This is a genomic window from Arenimonas daejeonensis, from assembly GCF_007993735.1.
GTDB lineage: Bacteria > Pseudomonadota > Gammaproteobacteria > Xanthomonadales > Xanthomonadaceae > Arenimonas > Arenimonas daejeonensis.
Window position 1 is genome coordinate 615,266 of record NZ_CP042453.1, and the last position, 15,574, is coordinate 630,839.

The 15,574-nt window shown below is 69.4% G+C and carries 17 protein-coding genes and 3 pseudogenes; 3 read left to right on the top strand and 17 right to left on the bottom strand.

From position 1 onward, the window contains the following. On the bottom strand, window positions 1–1,050 hold the full coding sequence (locus FRZ33_RS03010; RefSeq protein ID WP_174755000.1) for a CDP-glycerol glycerophosphotransferase family protein: 1,050 nt from the start codon (window positions 1,048–1,050) through the stop codon (window positions 1–3). Here FRZ33_RS03010 and FRZ33_RS03015 point away from each other — a divergent pair. Further along, complete coding sequence (locus tag FRZ33_RS03015; RefSeq protein ID WP_146907544.1) at window positions 1,046–1,852, top strand: glycosyltransferase family 2 protein; 807 nt, start codon at window positions 1,046–1,048, stop codon at window positions 1,850–1,852. The two genes, FRZ33_RS03010 and FRZ33_RS03015, sit on opposite strands and share 5 nt — an antisense overlap. 7 nt (window positions 1,853–1,859) lie before the next feature. After that, window positions 1,860–3,752: an asparagine synthase (glutamine-hydrolyzing) gene (gene asnB / locus FRZ33_RS03020; RefSeq protein WP_146907546.1), complete on the top strand. Its 1,893-nt coding sequence runs from the start codon at window positions 1,860–1,862 to the stop codon at window positions 3,750–3,752. Here the strand turns inward: asnB and FRZ33_RS03025 are convergent. Further along, window positions 3,749–5,068, bottom strand: coding sequence for a pyridoxal phosphate-dependent decarboxylase family protein (locus FRZ33_RS03025; protein ID WP_146907548.1), 1,320 nt, complete (start codon window positions 5,066–5,068; stop codon window positions 3,749–3,751). The two genes, asnB and FRZ33_RS03025, sit on opposite strands and share 4 nt — an antisense overlap. Before the next feature lie 119 nt (window positions 5,069–5,187). Beyond that, on the bottom strand, window positions 5,188–5,652 hold the full coding sequence (locus FRZ33_RS03030; protein ID WP_146907550.1) for a GNAT family N-acetyltransferase: 465 nt from the start codon (window positions 5,650–5,652) through the stop codon (window positions 5,188–5,190). Between the two features lie 149 nt (window positions 5,653–5,801). Between FRZ33_RS03030 and FRZ33_RS03035 the strand changes: the two genes are divergently transcribed. Beyond that, window positions 5,802–6,680: a hypothetical protein gene (locus tag FRZ33_RS03035; protein WP_146907552.1), complete on the top strand. Its 879-nt coding sequence runs from the start codon at window positions 5,802–5,804 to the stop codon at window positions 6,678–6,680. A gap of 47 nt (window positions 6,681–6,727) precedes the next feature. On the opposite strand, the gene FRZ33_RS03040 is transcribed toward FRZ33_RS03035, so the two are convergent. From FRZ33_RS03040 to FRZ33_RS03095, 14 genes and pseudogenes are all read right to left on the bottom strand, one after another. Further along, window positions 6,728–7,312, bottom strand: a complete 585-nt coding sequence (locus FRZ33_RS03040) for an alpha/beta hydrolase (protein WP_227978056.1) — start codon at window positions 7,310–7,312, stop codon at window positions 6,728–6,730. A gap of 11 nt (window positions 7,313–7,323) precedes the next feature. Continuing rightward, window positions 7,324–7,500 carry an alpha/beta fold hydrolase gene (locus tag FRZ33_RS15845; RefSeq protein WP_227978058.1) on the bottom strand — a complete coding sequence of 59 codons (177 nt, stop codon included), beginning with the start codon at window positions 7,498–7,500 and terminating at the stop codon, window positions 7,324–7,326. 214 nt (window positions 7,501–7,714) lie between these two features. After that, on the bottom strand, window positions 7,715–8,152 hold the full coding sequence (locus tag FRZ33_RS03045) for a zinc-binding metallopeptidase family protein (protein ID WP_146907554.1): 438 nt from the start codon (window positions 8,150–8,152) through the stop codon (window positions 7,715–7,717). After that, on the bottom strand, window positions 8,083–8,367 hold the full coding sequence (locus FRZ33_RS03050) for a hypothetical protein (RefSeq protein WP_146907556.1): 285 nt from the start codon (window positions 8,365–8,367) through the stop codon (window positions 8,083–8,085). Before FRZ33_RS03050 ends, FRZ33_RS03045 begins: the two co-directional genes overlap by 70 nt. Beyond that, the gene (locus FRZ33_RS03055) at window positions 8,325–8,882 is read right to left on the bottom strand and encodes a M20/M25/M40 family metallo-hydrolase (protein WP_158637067.1); all 558 of its coding nucleotides are present in this window, start codon (window positions 8,880–8,882) and stop codon (window positions 8,325–8,327) included. The genes FRZ33_RS03050 and FRZ33_RS03055 overlap by 43 nt, the downstream gene beginning before the upstream one ends. Further along, window positions 8,879–9,235 carry a hypothetical protein gene (locus FRZ33_RS03060; protein WP_146907560.1) on the bottom strand — a complete coding sequence of 119 codons (357 nt, stop codon included), beginning with the start codon at window positions 9,233–9,235 and terminating at the stop codon, window positions 8,879–8,881. The genes FRZ33_RS03055 and FRZ33_RS03060 overlap by 4 nt, the downstream gene beginning before the upstream one ends. Before the next feature lie 70 nt (window positions 9,236–9,305). Next, window positions 9,306–10,021 (bottom strand): annotated as a pseudogene (locus tag FRZ33_RS17540) (DUF429 domain-containing protein). A 104-nt stretch (window positions 10,022–10,125) separates the two neighbouring features. Then, a pseudogene (gene ntrC, locus FRZ33_RS03070) lies at window positions 10,126–11,549 on the bottom strand (nitrogen regulation protein NR(I)). Between the two features lie 49 nt (window positions 11,550–11,598). Continuing rightward, the gene (locus tag FRZ33_RS03075) at window positions 11,599–11,922 is read right to left on the bottom strand and encodes a hypothetical protein (RefSeq protein WP_146907562.1); all 324 of its coding nucleotides are present in this window, start codon (window positions 11,920–11,922) and stop codon (window positions 11,599–11,601) included. Beyond that, window positions 11,915–12,472 carry an RNA polymerase sigma factor gene (locus FRZ33_RS15050; protein WP_158637068.1) on the bottom strand — a complete coding sequence of 186 codons (558 nt, stop codon included), beginning with the start codon at window positions 12,470–12,472 and terminating at the stop codon, window positions 11,915–11,917. Before FRZ33_RS15050 ends, FRZ33_RS03075 begins: the two co-directional genes overlap by 8 nt. A 2-nt stretch (window positions 12,473–12,474) precedes the next feature. Next, entirely contained in the window at window positions 12,475–12,855 is a 381-nt protein-coding gene (locus FRZ33_RS15055) for a DUF6249 domain-containing protein (RefSeq protein WP_158637069.1), read from the bottom strand. 14 nt (window positions 12,856–12,869) lie between these two features. Further along, window positions 12,870–14,063 (bottom strand): serine hydrolase domain-containing protein, encoded by a 1,194-nt coding sequence (locus FRZ33_RS03085; protein WP_146907566.1) that lies wholly within the window; start codon window positions 14,061–14,063, stop codon window positions 12,870–12,872. Next, complete coding sequence (locus FRZ33_RS03090; protein ID WP_146907568.1) at window positions 14,045–14,344, bottom strand: hypothetical protein; 300 nt, start codon at window positions 14,342–14,344, stop codon at window positions 14,045–14,047. The genes FRZ33_RS03085 and FRZ33_RS03090 overlap by 19 nt, the downstream gene beginning before the upstream one ends. 162 nt (window positions 14,345–14,506) lie before the next feature. Continuing rightward, window positions 14,507–15,552: pseudogene (locus FRZ33_RS03095) on the bottom strand (two-component system sensor histidine kinase NtrB). Window positions 15,553–15,574 lie beyond the last annotated feature (22 nt).

Genomic DNA, 15,574 nt, shown 5'->3' on the forward strand with positions numbered 1-15,574 from the left:
CTAACCCCAGTAGCCGAGTTCCCAGCGCATCTGCAGGCCGCGGCGCCAGGCGCCGAGCGGCTTGCGCTTGAGCGGGCCGAGTTCACCGGCGATCAGGGCTTCCGTGGCGGCCAGCACACGCTCGCTGGCGCGGCCGTCGCGCGCAGGGTGGATGGCGTCGGCGTAGTCGGCCAACGCCCGCTGCAGTTCCGGTGTCGGTGCGAAGCCACGTTCGATCATCGCCGGCAACTGCGCCGGATCGCTGAAGTCGAGCATGTGCGGCTTCGGCGCGCGGTTGCGGAACGTGACCACCGGCTTGCGCTGGACGACGAACTCCGAAACCACCGAGGTGGTGTCGGCCAGCAGCACGTCGGCGGCGCGCTGTGCCGGCACCAGTTGTTCGGGTTCGACGAAGTGGGCGTTGGCGCCGGCCAGCGCGCGGTAGCGATCGAACAGCTCCGGCGCACATTTGGGATGCAGGGTCAGCAGCCAGTAGCGGTCGCCGCGCGCGATCTCCGCCGCGATGGCGTCGAACAGCACCGGCGCGGCGCTCAGGCGTTCGGTGAAGGTGGAGGCGAACATCACCACCGGGCGGCCGCCGGCTTTTGCACGGAGTGCGGCTGCTTCCGGATCCTCGCCGCGGAACAGCGGGTCGAGCTTGGGCCAGCCGGTTTCGACCACGGCAAAATGGCCGAGCTGCGCCGCCAACTCCTGGAACGGCGCCGTGGTCAGCGGGCCCTGCGTGCAATACAGGTCGAACAGCCCGCGCACCCGGAAATGTCCTCGGGCGTCGCCACGTTTTTCGACGTTGAAGCCATGGAACAGCTGCACCTTGGCGCCGGACACGAAGGTGGGCACGTCGTTGGCGGCGCTGAACACCGCGCGCGGCTTCAGGGCGACGGCACCACGTACGTCCACGGCACGCACCGGCGCCGGCAGCGCCGAACCCGCGGCACCACGTACCAGCAGCGCGGAAACGCCGTGCCCCGCGGCTTGCAGCGTTTCCGCCAGCGGCCGCAGAATGGGCAGCGCATACCGTTCGGTCGCGAACAACAGGTAGTCCGCCATCAATCCTTCCTCCGCCAGCCCGCCCCGTGTCTCGGCCTGCATTATCGCCTTCAACGAGGCCGGGCGCCTGGGCGACTGCCTGGCCTCGCTGGATTTCTGCGACGAGGTGCTGGTGGTGGACTCGTTCTCCACCGACGCCACGGTCGAAATCGCCACCGCCGCCGGGGCGCGCGTGTTGCAGCGGCCCTTCGACGGGTTCCGCAGCCAGAAGCAGTTCGCGGTCGAACAGGCCACGCACGACTGGGTGCTGTGCCTGGACGCCGACGAGCGGATCAGCCCGGAACTGCGCACCAGCCTGGTGGCCGCCCGCGATGGCGGGTTCGAAGGCGCCGCGGGTTACCGCTTCGCGCGGCTGTCGGATTATTTCGGCCGCTTCCTGCGCCACGGCAACGCCTATCCCGACCGCGTACTGCGCCTGTTCGACCGGCGCCGCGGCGGCTGGCGCGGGAAACGCGAGATCCACGAAGCCGCCAGTGTTGACGGCGCGGTGAAGACCCTGCACGGCGACCTGATCCACTACCCCTACCGTTCGCTGGAACAGCAGCTGGCCAAGACACAGAAGTACGCGCGCCTGATGGCGGAACACGATTTCGCCCGCGGCAAGCGTGCGTCGCTGTTGAAGCTGGTGGTTTCGCCGGCCTGGCGGTTCTGGCGCGGTTACCTGCTGCGCGGTGGTTTCCTCGATGGTTGGCACGGCCTGGTCTATGCCTACGTGCGCGCCAACTACGTGCGGCAGAAGACCGTGATGTTGTGGCTGCTGCAGAACGGGCAGGCGGTCGTGGATCCGCCGGCTGCGCGGGACTGACCGCGCCATGTGCGGCATCGCAGGCGTCTGGTTCCCCGGCGGCAACAGCCAGGCGACGCTGATCGCACTCGGGCACCGCCTCGGCGACGCGATCGCGCACCGCGGCCCGGACGATTCCGGCGCCTGGGCCGATGCCGAGGCGGGCCTGGTGCTGTCGCACCGCCGCCTGTCCATCGTCGACCTCAGCCCGGAAGGCCACCAGCCCATGGTGTCGGCCGACGGCCGCTGGGTGATCGCCTTCAACGGCGAGATCTACGACCACGGTGCGATCCGCACGGAACTGGCCGCGCTCGGCCATCGCTTCCGCGGCCATTCCGATACCGAAGTACTGCTGGCGGCGATCGCGCAGTGGGGCGTCGAAGCGGCGCTGGCGCGCGGCAACGGCATGCTGGCGCTGGCGGCCTGGGACCGACAGGACCGCACGCTGTGGCTGGCCCGCGACCGGCTGGGCAAGAAGCCGCTGTATTACGGCCGTGCCGCCGACGGCACCTTCGTCTTCGGCAGCGAGCTCGCGGCGCTGCGCGCCCTGCCGGGTTTCCACGCCGACGTGGACCCCGACGCGCTGGCCCTGCTGCTGCGTTTCGACTTCATCCCCGCGCCGTATTCGATCCTGCGCGGTGTGCACAAGCTGCCCGCGGGCCAGTTCCTGCGCCTGAAAGCATCCGACATCGCCGGCAATGCCCTGCCGGCGCCGCGTACCTGGTGGAGCGCGCTGGACACGCAGCGCGCCGCCATCGCGCAAGGCTTCGACGGCAGCGACGACGAGGCGCTGGACCAGCTGGACGCCCTGCTGCGCGACGCCACGGCCCTGCGCATGGAAGCCGACGTGCCGCTGGGCAGTTTCCCGTCCGGCGGCACCGATTCTTCGCTGGTGACCGCGCTGATGCAGGCGCAGTCCTCGCAGCCGGTGCGCACCTTCTCGATCGGTTTCGACAATGCCGTGCACGACGAAAGCGAACAGGCCGCCGCGGTCGCCGCCCACCTGGGCACGGCGCACACGCCGCTGCACGTGGATGGCCGCGCGGCGCTGGACCTGGTGCCGCATCTGCCGCGGCTGTTCGACGAACCCTTCGCCGACTCCTCGCAGATTCCCACCGCCCTGCTGTGCCGGCTGACCCGCGAACACGTCACCGTGGCGCTGTCGGGCGACGGTGGCGACGAACTGTTCTTCGGCTACCGGCGTTACGCGCGCACGCTGCAGAACCACGCGCTGCTGCGCTGGCTGCCTCGCGCGTCGCTGGCCCGCCTGGCCGGCGACCCCGGTGAACGCGCGCGCCTGGGTGGCCTGGCCGCGCTGCGGGCCGAACTGGCCGCCGGCGACCTGCAGGGCCTGGCCCATCACCGCATCAGCCACTGGCGGCTGCCGGAAGCGGTGGTGATCGGCGCCCGCCGCCTGCGCACCGCCTACGACGACCCCGCGGCGATGCCCGGCGTCGGCCACGCGGCCGATGCGCTGATGGCGCTGGACACCGCCTGTTACCTGCCCGAAGACATCCTGACCAAGGTGGACCGCGCCAGCATGGCGTATGCACTGGAAGCACGCGCACCGCTGCTGGACTGGCGCGTGGCGCAGTTCGCCTGGTCGCTGCCGCTGCACATGAAATGGCGCAACGGCCAGCTCAAGGTCCTGCCCAAGCGCCTGCTGGAACGCTACCTGCCGCGCGAACTCGTGTACCGCAGCAAGTCCGGCTTCGGCGCGCCGGTGGGCGACTGGCTGCGCGGCCCGCTGCGCGACTGGGCCGAAGCGCAGCTCGACGACAGACGCCTGCGCGAGGAAGGCCATTTCGACCCGAAACCGATCCGCGCACTGTGGCACGAGTTCCAGGCCGGCGAACGCAAGTGGCACACCCACCTGTGGGGCGTGCTGATGTTCCAGGCCTGGCGCGAGACCTTGCGCTAACGACGCGGCAGGCTTTCGATCATCGCCAGGATCCGGTCCACGTCGGCATCGGTGGTGGACCAGTTCGAAAAGGCCGCACGGATCGCCGGCCGGCCGTGCAGCACGGTCGGCGTCATGAAGGTGACGCCGCTGGCATTGATGGCCTGCAGCAGCGCGTCGCGCGCCGCGGCGTCGCCGGCGGGCGGCGCGAACGCGACGATGTTCAACGCCACTTCCGGATTGAGCACGTCGTACCCGCGTACCTGCAGGCCCGCGGCCAGCGTGCGCGCCTGCCGGCAGTTGGCCGCCACCCATTGCGCGATGCCGTCGCGGCCGCGCACGGCCAGCACCATCCAGGCGGCCAGTGCGCGGAAGCGGCGCGAGTTTTCCGGCGTGTAGTGCAGCGGATCCGGGTCGTCGCCGAGGTAGGCGGACGAAGCCGCGAACACCTGCCGCTGCAGGTCCGGCCGCGTGGTGTAGGCGATGGCGCTGTCGTAGGGCACGTTCAGCCACTTGTGCAGGTCCACCGTGACCGAATCGGCGCGTTCGACACCCACCACCCGGTGCCGCAGCGACGGCTCCAGCGCCGCGAACAGTCCGAAGGCGCCGTCCACGTGCAGCCAGGCGCCGGCTTCGCGGCAGATGTCCGCAAGCGCCTGCAGGTCGTCGAAGTCACCGATGTTCACTTCACCCGCGCTGGCGACCACGATCTTCGGGCCGGTCTCGGCCGCCAGTGCGGCGCGCAGTGCGGCGGGATCCACCGCGGTGCGTCCGGGCAAGGTGGCGACGGGCACGTGGCGCTCGCGGCCGATGCCGGTGATCGCCATCGCCTTGAGGATGCTCGAATGCGCGGCGCCGGCGAACACCTTCGGCAGCGCGCCGCCTTCCTGCTGCGCCCACTGGCGCGCGGTGGCCAGGCAGACCAGGTTGGCGGCCGTGGCGCCGCTGACGAAGTGCCCGTGCAGGTTCCCGCCCAGGCCGAATGCCCCGGCGAAGGCGATAACCGTCATCGCTTCCACGCTGGCCGCGATCGAGCCGGCGTGGTTGGACACGTTCTGGTCCCAGGCGCTGGCCAGCCAGTCCGCCGCCAGCGCTTCCGGCGTGGCGCCGCCGGTGACGTAACCCAGGTAACGCGGACCGGGCGAGGCCGACAGGAACGGTTCGACCTGCGCCGCGAGATGTTCGAACGCCGCCTGCAGGCCAATGCCTTCGGGCAGCGGGCCCGCCACGGGCACCTGGGCGGGCGTCGCGGGGCGGTCGGGCAGGCTGGCCAGGTAGCGGTCGGCCAGGCGGCGGGTGTGGTCCAGGGCCGTGCGGTAGTCGTCGGCGGTGCTCATCGGAATTCCAGGCAAAAGATGTCCGGCCCGCAGTGTGCCCAAGGCCCACCCTGCCCGGAAACCGCCGGCGGTGAACGCCGTGTTGCGTTGCCCGGGTGCGGCGCGATGCGGCGCTGGGCTCAGCGTTTCGGCAGCGCCGTCTCGTACATGCGGTAACCCGCATCCACCATGCCCAGCGATTCGTAGGTGCGCTGGGCATTGGCGTTATGGTGCTCAACGTACAGCCGCAGGCCGCAGACCTGCGGCGTCGCCTGCGCCAACTGCTTCACGTGTGCGTACAGCGCGGCGTACACGCCCTGGCGGCGATGTGCCGGCGCCACATACACGCTCTGGATCCACCACCAGTCGCCGTCGCGCCAGTCGCTCCATTCGTAGGTCAGCATCAGGGTGCCGGCGGCTTCGCCATCGCGTTCGGCGATGAAGTAGCGGCCGCGGCCGGGCTGTTCGAACACGGCACGAATGCCGCGGCGCACGCTGTCGCCGTCGAGCTTCTTCTGCTCGGTTTCCCAGGCCATCGCGACGGCCCAGTCGGCCATGCGGTCGATGTCGTCCGTCGTGGCGTTGCGGATTTCGGGTTGGGTCATGTGCACTTCCCCGCCTGTTCGGATGCCGTGGGTCCACGCAGCTTATCGCTGCTCCGCGGCGTGCGGTGGCGGCGGACTTGCCGGTGCGGCTGCTAGCATCCGGACGCCCCGGCCTTCCGGGACCCTGATCCGGAGAACCGACGCGCATGATGCCGACGATCCGCCTCGCACTGCTGGGAGCTGCTCTGGTCCTGCGCCTGGCCACCGCGCCCGCGCTGGCGCAGCCGCTGCTGCCCGGACAGTTCCAGGCCTACGCCGAAGACGGTCGCACCGAAATCCACCAGTCCCCTCAGGCGCTGGCCCGCTTCGATGCCCTGTTCGCTGCGGCAGGCGATGTGACGGCCTTGCCCGACGACACGCTGCGCGGCCTCGCCGCCGATGCCGCGGCCGCGAACTTCTATTACGGCGGAACCCGGGCCGAAGCGCACGGGACGGTGTTCGCGGAACTGGTGCGAAGAGACCTGGCGACCGGCCTGCAGATCGAGGATTACCACCGCAGCCTGATCGCCGCGCGCCGGTGGCAGGACGCCAGCACCCTGGCCCGGCAACATCCGGACGTTCCGCTGGAGGCGCTTCCGGCCCATTTCGATGGCGACAACGGCAACACGACGGGGGCGCACTACTGGCGTTTCGATGCCAGCGAAGACCGGCTGACGCGCGAGCCGCTGGCGACGGGCGGCGTCACGCTTGTGGTGGTTTCGCACCCCGGCTGCCGCTATTCCCGGGCCGCGATGGCTGCGATCGAAAACGACCCCGCGCTCGACCAGGCCCTGCCTGCGCGCCGGGTTTTCGTGGCCCCCGCTTTCGCCAGCCTGGATCTCGAACACATCGGCGGATGGAACGCCGCCCATCCGCGGGCACGACACGTGCTGGCGGATCGGCCGCAGGCCTGGTCCTTCGTGCGCAAGTGGAACACGCCGCAGTTTTTCTTCCTGGTCGATGACGCGCTGGTGGCGACGGTCGAAGGCTGGCCGGAGGAAGGCCGGGTGGATGAACTGCTGGCCGCCTCGCGGAAAGTCGAGCGCTGAAACTCTGGATCGGGGAGCCCATGCCGGGCTCCCGATCTGTTGCCTGCTTACTTCGCGGCCGCCCGTGCCGCCTCGACGATCACCTTCGCCACGTCTTCCGGGCTCGACACCATCGGCACATGGCTGGTCGGCAGTTCGACGGTGGTGGCGCCGATTTTCTTCGCCAGCGCGCGCTGCGCACCCGGGTCGATCATGCGGTCGTTGGCCGCGACGATGTACCAGGACGGCTTGCCGGTCCACGCAGCCACGGTCACCGGCTGTTCGAAGTTGGCGCCGCGCACCGCGCCCTGGGTGGCGTGGATCAGGTTGGCTTCTTCGGCGCTGACGTCCTGCGCGAAATACTCGGCGATCGCGTAGCTCGGCAGGGTGACGAAGCCGTCGGCGTCGGTGATGAAGTGCTCGAAGCCCGGCGGGGTCGGGAAGTCCTTCGTGTCGGCGGTCGGCGCGACATTCAGCGAGGGCGCGAACGCGGCGACATAGACCAGCGCCTTCACCTTGTCGTGGCCGCCGGCCTGGGTGATGACCGAACCGCCCCAGGAATGGCCGACCAGCACGACCGGGCCGGTCTGGGCGTTGATGACGCGGTTGGCGAAGGCGACGTCGTCTTCCAGCGAGGTCAGCGGGTTCTGCACCGCGACCGCGTTCAGGCCTGGGCCTGCAGCAGCGGGATGACCTTGTTCCAGGACGAGCCGTCGGCGAAGGCGCCGTGCACCAGGACCACGGTCGGGCGGGTGTCGGCGATCGGGGACGGGGTGGCGGCCGAGGCGGCGGCGCTCAGGCCGAGGGCGGAGGCGAGGACCAGCGGGGCGAGGAGGTTCATGGCGGTTTCCTTGGGAGTAGGTGGGCCGGGTCGTTCCCGGTGAGGCCACTATCCCGGAGCCAGTCGGACGTTACGTGCCACTTCGTCCTAATTAATTGACGTATCGTCCGGAATAGGCCGATACGCGAGCGGGGGCTGACCCTGGGGCTCCCCCCGCCCGATGGAAAGCCAGCGCGGCCAGGCCGGCCTGATGAGCGGCCTGGTACCGCGGCGCTCAGGGTTTGGCGTTGGCGAGCGCGAACAGGAACTCGGCGTAGAACAGGGCCTGGCGGTCGATGCCGGCGAGCTTGGGATTCTCGGCATCGATCAGGTACCACTCGTCCGGCGCATGCATCTGGCCGCCCTGGCCGATGCCGACGAACACCGCAGGCAGCGACACCGGCGGGTCGGTGAAGCGATACCCGGGCCAGGACCCGGCCAGGCGCGGATTGACCGTGTGCGGCAGGCCGGCGCCGGCCACGGCGGCGACCAGGGCGTCGACGATGGCCGCGTCGCGCGGCGTTTCGGTGGGGCCGTAGATGCCGCCGGGCACGATCTGGATATCGGTGAAGCCGCGCTTGTCGAGGTGGGCGCGCAGCTTGGTCACCACCTGGTCCGCGCGCATGTCGGGCACCAGCCGGAAATCGATCTTCGCCTCGGCGCGATTGGGCATTGAGGTCTTGCCCCCGGACCCGTGTAACCGCTGACCAGGCCCTGGATGTTGACGGTCGGCTGCGAGGCCAGCCGCACCAGGCTGGTGCGGAAATCTTCGCCCGCGATCCAGCCCTGGATCTTCAGGTTCTTCTTGATCGCTGCCTCGGCCTCGGGCCGCAGGCCCGCATCGATCAGCGCGATCTGATCGGCGGACAGCGGGCGAACCTCTTCCATCCAGCCATCGATGGTCGGCGTGTAGCCGTCGTCGGCGACCAGGTGTCCAGTGCCTTGATCAGGCGCCAGGCCGGGTTCTCCACACGCGCCGCGTTCATCGAATGGATTTCCATGCCCGGGCCACGACCCGAGCGGGCACCGTCGGCCACCAGCTGGACCTCGGCCACGCCCTTGGCGCCCAGGTGGATTTCGACGCCGCCGTCTTCGCCCTGCCAGGCCACGGGCAGGATGACGCCGACCGAATCGGCGAGCGCCTTGGCGACTTCCGGATCCCCGGTGATCTGGCCGAAATGTTCGGACCCGGTTTCCTCCTCGCCTTCGGCCACCAGCACGAGGTTGACCGGCAGCGGCGTGCCGGTGGCCTTGAAGGCCCGGATGGCCGTGAGGAAGGTCGCTTCCGGACCCTTCTGGTTGATCGCGCCGCGCGCGATCAGCACGGTCTTGCCGTCGTCGCGTTCGACGATCTTGCCCTCGAGCGGGGGCTGGCTCCATTCCTGCGGATCGAACTGCTTCACGTCATACATGAAGTAGACGGCCAGGGTGGTCGGTGCGCCGGCATCGAGGCGGGCGAAGACGCCGGGGGCCCGTCGGTGGGAATGATGCGCGCCGTGTCGAAGCCCGCGTCGAGCAGCATCCGCTGCATCAGCTCGGCGCCTTCCTGGCGGTTGAGTTTCTCGGCGTTGATCGAGGGCAGCGCGATCCACTCGCGGAGCCGGGCGATGGCCTGGTCGTGGTCGGCTTCGATGGCGCTGCTGAGCTTTGCACGCGTTGCAGCCGGGATCGTCGGCGCGGCCGGTTGAGCCGTGGCCGCGCCGGCAAGCACACAGGTGAGGCAAGCACCGAGCAAGAGGCGGGATCTGCGCAGCATGGTCGATGCACCTTCGAAAGGGAGTCGAGCCGAGTATGCCGGACAAGCCTTCAGAGACGCGAACGCGAGGCTAATACCAGATTGAAGTGTTCAAGCCGGTGGCATCGGAAACTGGGGGCGTCGGCAAACTGACAGACTTCCCTTCGGCGATGCGTTCCGCGCTCCAAAGTGCAACCAATGCGTCGAGTACATCGTCCGTAGCGGCCTGCCGCCGTGCGACCGATCGAACCAACTGCTCGACTTGATCGGGACTAAACACAGACGACAACAACTGGGTTCGGATTCCAGCGCCTTCTACTGACTTCTTCTTGAAGGCTAGCCCTCTCCCTCGACCACCGTTCAGCGCTGAGAAAGAGACCTCGGGATGAATCTCCCTCACCACTGCGCGTGCCGATGGATCTGATTGCAGCAAGTCATCCCACTCACGGATCTTGGACAGGATTGCAAACGACTGCGCGCCGAATCCGCGCCCGTCTATCTCCCTATGCCTTCGTGATGCTTCTGGCTGCGACGTCGCATCCAGAATGCCTCTTACAGGCGCCGAAAAACACTGCTGGCCCGTCGGCCTCCGACAAACTGCCGCGCTTCGACATCTGCCCTTCGTCCACCGTGCTCTGGGAGACCAATCGGAATGTCCACGGCAATGACCCGTGCCTGCCGATGATCATCTACAAGCGAACGTGCGCGGAGATACACGCAGTAGGCAAATACATTGCCCGACCGCCAAACGGCTATCCAGCCCGATTTCGCCCCATCCACACCGACGCAGCTTGACTCGCGCTCCATCGACTTACCTCCAACAGCAGCGCCTCAACTACCGGAAGAGCGGTGTCAGCGACCGCATTGTTTCGAAATCAGTCGTTCAAAGATCCGTGGGTCCGCCGGATCGATCAAGTCGCTTGCGATTCAATGGCCGTGAGGTCAGGACTTCTTCCGCCCCGCACCACCCCCAACTTCCGCGTCACCGTATTCCTCCCCAACCCCAGCTTCTCCGCCGCCTGCTGGCGATGCCCCTCGGTGTGTTCCAACGCCGTCTCCAGCAGAACCTGGTCAAAACGTTCGCGCAGGGTGGCGTGCAGGGTGGGGTCGCCGCGGGTCAGGGCTTCGCGCACAGCCTGGGCCAGGCCGCGGGTCCAGTCGGTGGGGTCGCTGCCGCCGCTGCGCAGGGCGCTGCCCAGGTCGCGCGGGGTGATGGCTTCGCCCGGGGCCAGGGCGGCCAGGCGCCAGCACAGGTTTTCGAGCTCGCGCACGTTGCCGGGCCAGTCGTGCTGCTGCAGGCGCTTGAGGGCTTCGGGGTGGAAGCGCTTGGCGGGGGCGCCGAGTTTTTCGCGGCCTGGGCCAGGAAACGCGCGGCCAGGGCCGGCACGTCGCCCTTGCGTTCGCGCAGGGGCGGCAGCTGCAGGCGCACCACGTCGAGGCGATGCAGCAGGTCGGCGCGGAAGCTGCCGTCGCGCACCCTGGTTTCCAGGTCCTGGTGGGTGGCGGCGATGACGCGCACGTCCACCTTGATCAGTTCGCGGCCGCCGACGCGGAAGAACTCGCCCTCGGCCAGCACGCGCAGAAGGCGGGTCTGCAGGGCGGCGGGCATGTCGCCGATCTCGTCCAGGAAGAGCGTGCCGCCGTCGGCCTGTTCGAAGCGGCCCACGTGGCGCTTGTTGGCGCCGGTGAAGGCGCCGGCCTCGTGACCGAACAGTTCGCTTTCCAGCAGTTCGGCCGGAATGGCAGCGGTGTTGAGCGCGACGAAGGGTTTGCGCGCGCGCGGCGATTCGCGGTGCAGGGCGCGCGCCACGAGTTCCTTGCCGGTGCCGGTTTCGCCGGTGACCAGCACGCTCAGCGGCGCCTGCGCCAGGCGGCCGATGGCGCGGAACAGTTCGCGCATGGCGGGGCTGTCGCCCAGCAGTTCGTTGCTGATTTCCGGGGCGGTGGTCTGCGGCGCGGGGTCGCGCTGCGGCAGCGCACGTTCCGCCAGGGCCACGGCCTCGTCCAGGTCGAAGGGCTTGGACAGGAATTCGTGCGCACCGCCGCGGAAGGCGCCGGCGGTGCTGGCGACGTCGGTGTAGGCCGACATCACGATCACGGGCAGGTCGGGGCGGCGGGCCTTCAGCGCGTCGAGTAGGGCCAGGCCGTCCATTTCGGGCATGCGGACGTCGGTGAATACGAGGTCGGGCGCGGGTTCGTCGGCCAGCGCGGCCAGGGCCTGTTTCGCGCCTTCGAAGGCGGAGACGGCGTAACCGGCGTCGCGCAGGGCCTCGGCCAGCACGAAGCGCACGGCGCGGTCGTCGTCGATGACCCAGAGGCGGGAGGGGGTGGTCATGGGCCGAAGTTTGCACCAAAGGGGTGCAAAAATCCCGGGGCCACGAGGGCTAGTTTTCTTCGAGCGACCAGGCGCAGCTGACCAGCGTCACGGCCAGCACCAGAACGCCGATGCCGGCGGACGCGGCGCCCAGATCGCCCTGCAGCCATTCGCGCGCGGCCTGCTGCCACACCGGCGAAGGCATCAGGGCCAGCCAGGCCAGCCCGGTGCCGGCCACCGCGGCGGCCGGCAGCAGCCACTGCCGCGGTGAACGACGCGGCGGCAGTGCGTGCATCACGCGCATGGTGAAGCCGTCGTCTGCCACGGCGCCGGGGAACTGGCGGCGCAGCAGGTCGTCGAGTTTCGGGTCGGATGTGTCGTCGAGGTCAGTCATTGCCCTGTTCTCCGGGTGCCCAGTCCTTGAGTAGTTGCCGCAGCTTGGCCTTGCCGCGCGCCACATGCGTTTTCACGCTGCCCAGCGGCATGTCCAGCACCACGGCCGCCTCTTCGTGGGTGAATTCGAGCTGCACGCAATACAGCAACGCCGCGCGCTGGTGGATGGAAAGCCGGCGCAGGGCGGCGTCCAGGTCGAGGCCCCATTCGGGGCCCGGTCCGTCCGCGCCCGGCGCCTCTTCGGCGTCCAGTGCCTGCTCGTCCTGCATGCGCGCGCCGCGGCCACGCAGGTACTGCAGGAAACACGCGTACGTGATGCGGTACAGCCAGGTGCCGAAGCGCGATTCGCCGCGGAACTGGTCCAGCTTGCGCCAGGCCAGGACGAACACTTCCTGCGCCAGGTCGTCGGCCAGCGCGGGGTCGTCGCCCAGCAGCCGCCGCAGTTGCGCGCGCACCAGCCTGGTGCCGTCGCACCAGTTGTTCGAAGGCGGGGGCGCCGTCCGGTTGCCGGGCCCTGATGACCAGGGCCGCATCGATGCGCGCCTGCGCATCGTTATCTCCCATGCGTGCTTCCGGGCCGCGACAGGAACCAGTTGCACAGATAACCCAGGCCCAGCACCACCGGCAGGATGCCCAGGCCCCAGAGCTCCGCCACTCGGTGGCCGCGGGGGAATTCGAAGGGCAGCGCGATCAGCATGAGGGCCAGTCCGAAACCACCGGCCAGCAGCACCAGCGCGCGGCGACGGTCGCAGTCCTGCGGCGTCGCTTCGCCGGGCAAGGTGGCCGGCAGCGCGACGCCGGATTCGGCCAACTTCAGCAGGAAGCTGTAACGCAACTCGGCGCGGGCGCGGCGGTAGCGCAGCACCAGGGCGGTGATCAGCACCGGCGGCAGCATCAGCGCCGCCGGAATGATCAGTACGGGAAGGATCTCCATGGGGTCTGCTCCGGTCAGGGTTCGGTGGTTTCGAAAAGGGACGCTTCCACCTGGGCGTGCAGCCATTCGCGCAGGCCTTCCGCGGCATGGTCCTGGTTGGCCAGCACGACGATCATCAGGCCGTCGTCCGGGTAGTGGATGAACTCGGCCGAGATGCCCGGCGCGCCGCCGTTGTGTCCCACCCAGCGCCGGTCGGGTGTGCCGCCGATGGTGAAAAGATAGCCGTAAGCCATGGGCCCGGTCTGCTGGTGGGGTGTCCACAGGGTCTCGAGCTGGGCGCGCGTCAGCAGGCGTTCGTTGGCCAGGGCGCGCGAGTAGGCGAACAAGTCGCGTGCAGAGGCGTAACCGCCGCCGGCCGCGGATCCGCGCAGGCTCAGGTCGCCGCTGTTGTCCTGCCATGCGCCGTCTTCAGTCTTGAGGTAGCCGAGCGCCATGCCGGAGGTCGTGTCGTCGCGGCGGTAATGGTCCGCGTGCGCCATGCCGGCCGGCCGGTAGAGGTGGTCGCGGATGTACTGGTAGTAGTCGCTGCCGCTGAGCGCTTCGATGATCAGGCCCAGGATGACCGGCCCGCCGTTGCTGTACGCCATGCCTTCGCCCGGCTCGAACGCCAGCGGCTGGTCCACGAAGGTGTCCAGGAATTCCTGCTGGGTGTCGAGCTCGTGCCTGCGCGCGTCGTGCGTCGGATTGAAGTAGTCGCCGACGCCGGACGTGTGGGTGAGCAGCTGGTGGATCGTCACCTGGTCGCGGATCTTCTTGTTGGGGAAATCCGGAAGGTGTTTGCCCACGGTGTCCTGCCAGTCCAGCTTGCCCGCCGCCTGCAGCTGGGCGATGGCGATGCCGGTGAACATCTTGTTGATCGAGCCGAGGTTGATGGGCGTGTCCAGCGTGTTGGCGCGACCGGACTTCCGGTCCGCCAGGCCAACCGCGTCGGCGTAGATCAGCGTGTCGCCGCGCGCCACCAGCACGGCGCCGGAGAAGCGGCCGGCTTCGGACTCGGCCTTGACCCGCTCGGCGATGACCGCGGGCAACTGCTCCGGCGTCACCGCGGCCACTTCCGGCGGCAGGGGCCGCAGGCCGAACCGATCGATCCGGGGCGCATCACCCTCGGTCACGGCCAGCTTCAGCGACAGGCGCCGGCCGGTCGGCAATGTGTACTGCAGCTCGCCACCCAGACCTTCCTTGCCCGGGATCATAAGGGGTTTGGGCAAGGTCGCCAAGTCCGGCCCGGGGCCTCGGAAAGCATGGCCAAGGTTTCCAGCAGATCCGCATCGCCATTGCGCTCGCGCATGCCGGGACTGAAATGGCGCTCGAGCAGGGACGGACGTTCTTCCGCGCGGGCGGTCACCGCCTGCCAGAAGTGGGCGGCCTGTTCTTCCAGCACGCCGTTCGGCACGCCGGCGGGCGCGGGGCCGGAGTCCGGACCGGACGCGGCGACCGGGGTCCCGGCCAGGACCGCCGCCAGGCCGAGGGCGCACAGGGCGCGTCCCATGACATTGATAACCAACATTGCCCGCTCCCGGGTGCGCCGAGCTGTTTCAGCGCTTCGGAGGCTTGGATGCGCGGTGCAGGCGGTTTGGATTCACCGGCGTGATGGCGCGGGCCAGGCGCGTGGCCAGGCTTTCGGGAACCGGTGGGAAGGGCTTCAAAGGCGTCAGGCCGCGGTTTCTGTTTCGTCTGAATCCGGCACCGGGATCAGCAGCGTGAACACGGTATGCCCCGGCCGCGAGCGGTAGCTCAGCGAGCCGCGATGTTCACGCGCCACCTGCTGCGCCAGCGGCAGGCCGAGGCCGCTGCCTTCCGCGCGGCCGCTGACCAACGGCAGGAAGATGCGTTCGGCGAGGTCTTCGGGCACGCCGCGGCCGTCGTCGGCGATCTCGACACGCACGGCCAGGCGGTGGGCGCTGTCGCCGATCAACAGATGGTGTTCGGCGCGGGTGCGCAGCTGCACGGTGGTGGCGCCGGATTCGAGCGCGTTGCGCACCAGGTTCCACAACGCCTGCGCCAGGCGGTCGCCGTCGCCGGGGAATTCCGGCAATGACGGATCGAAGTCGCGCACCAGCTTGATCGCCCAGCCGGCTTCGACCTCGGCCAGCTGGCGCACACGTTCGAGCACGGCGTGGATGTTGGTCGGTGCGAAATCGCGCGGTGGTTCCGGGTTGAGCAGGCGGTCGACCAGGCCTGCTAGGCGGTCGACTTCACTGCCGATCAGGTCCACCAGTTCGCGGTTGTCGTCGCCTTCGACGCGGCGGGCCAGCAGTTGCGCGGCGCCCTTCATGCCCGCCAGCGGATTGCGGATCTCGTGCGCCAGGCCTTTCAGCGCGGCGGACAGGGCCGCGGGCAGCGCGGTGGCGGGATCTTCGCCGGGGAACTCTTCGGCCAGATGCGCTTCCAGCCGCAGGCTGCCGTCTTCGTTGCGCGCCAGCCACAGGTCGGCAAAACGTTCACCGCCCCCGGGAACGCCAGGCGGGCGCGCCGCACCCGCACCGCTTCGCCGGAGGGCGGCAGGCGCGGCAGCAGTTCGAGCAGGCGCCCGCCCTCGGCGTCGAGTTCGCCCAGGTCCAGGCCGACAAGGCGGCGTGCACTGACGCCCAGCCAACTGGCGAAGGCCGGATTGCAGCCCAGCAGCCGGCCCCCGGCATCGGCCCAGGCCAGGGGTGTGCTCAGGTGTTCGGTGGTGGGCGGCAGGGGGTCCGGCATCGCGCCAGCATAGTGCGAAGCC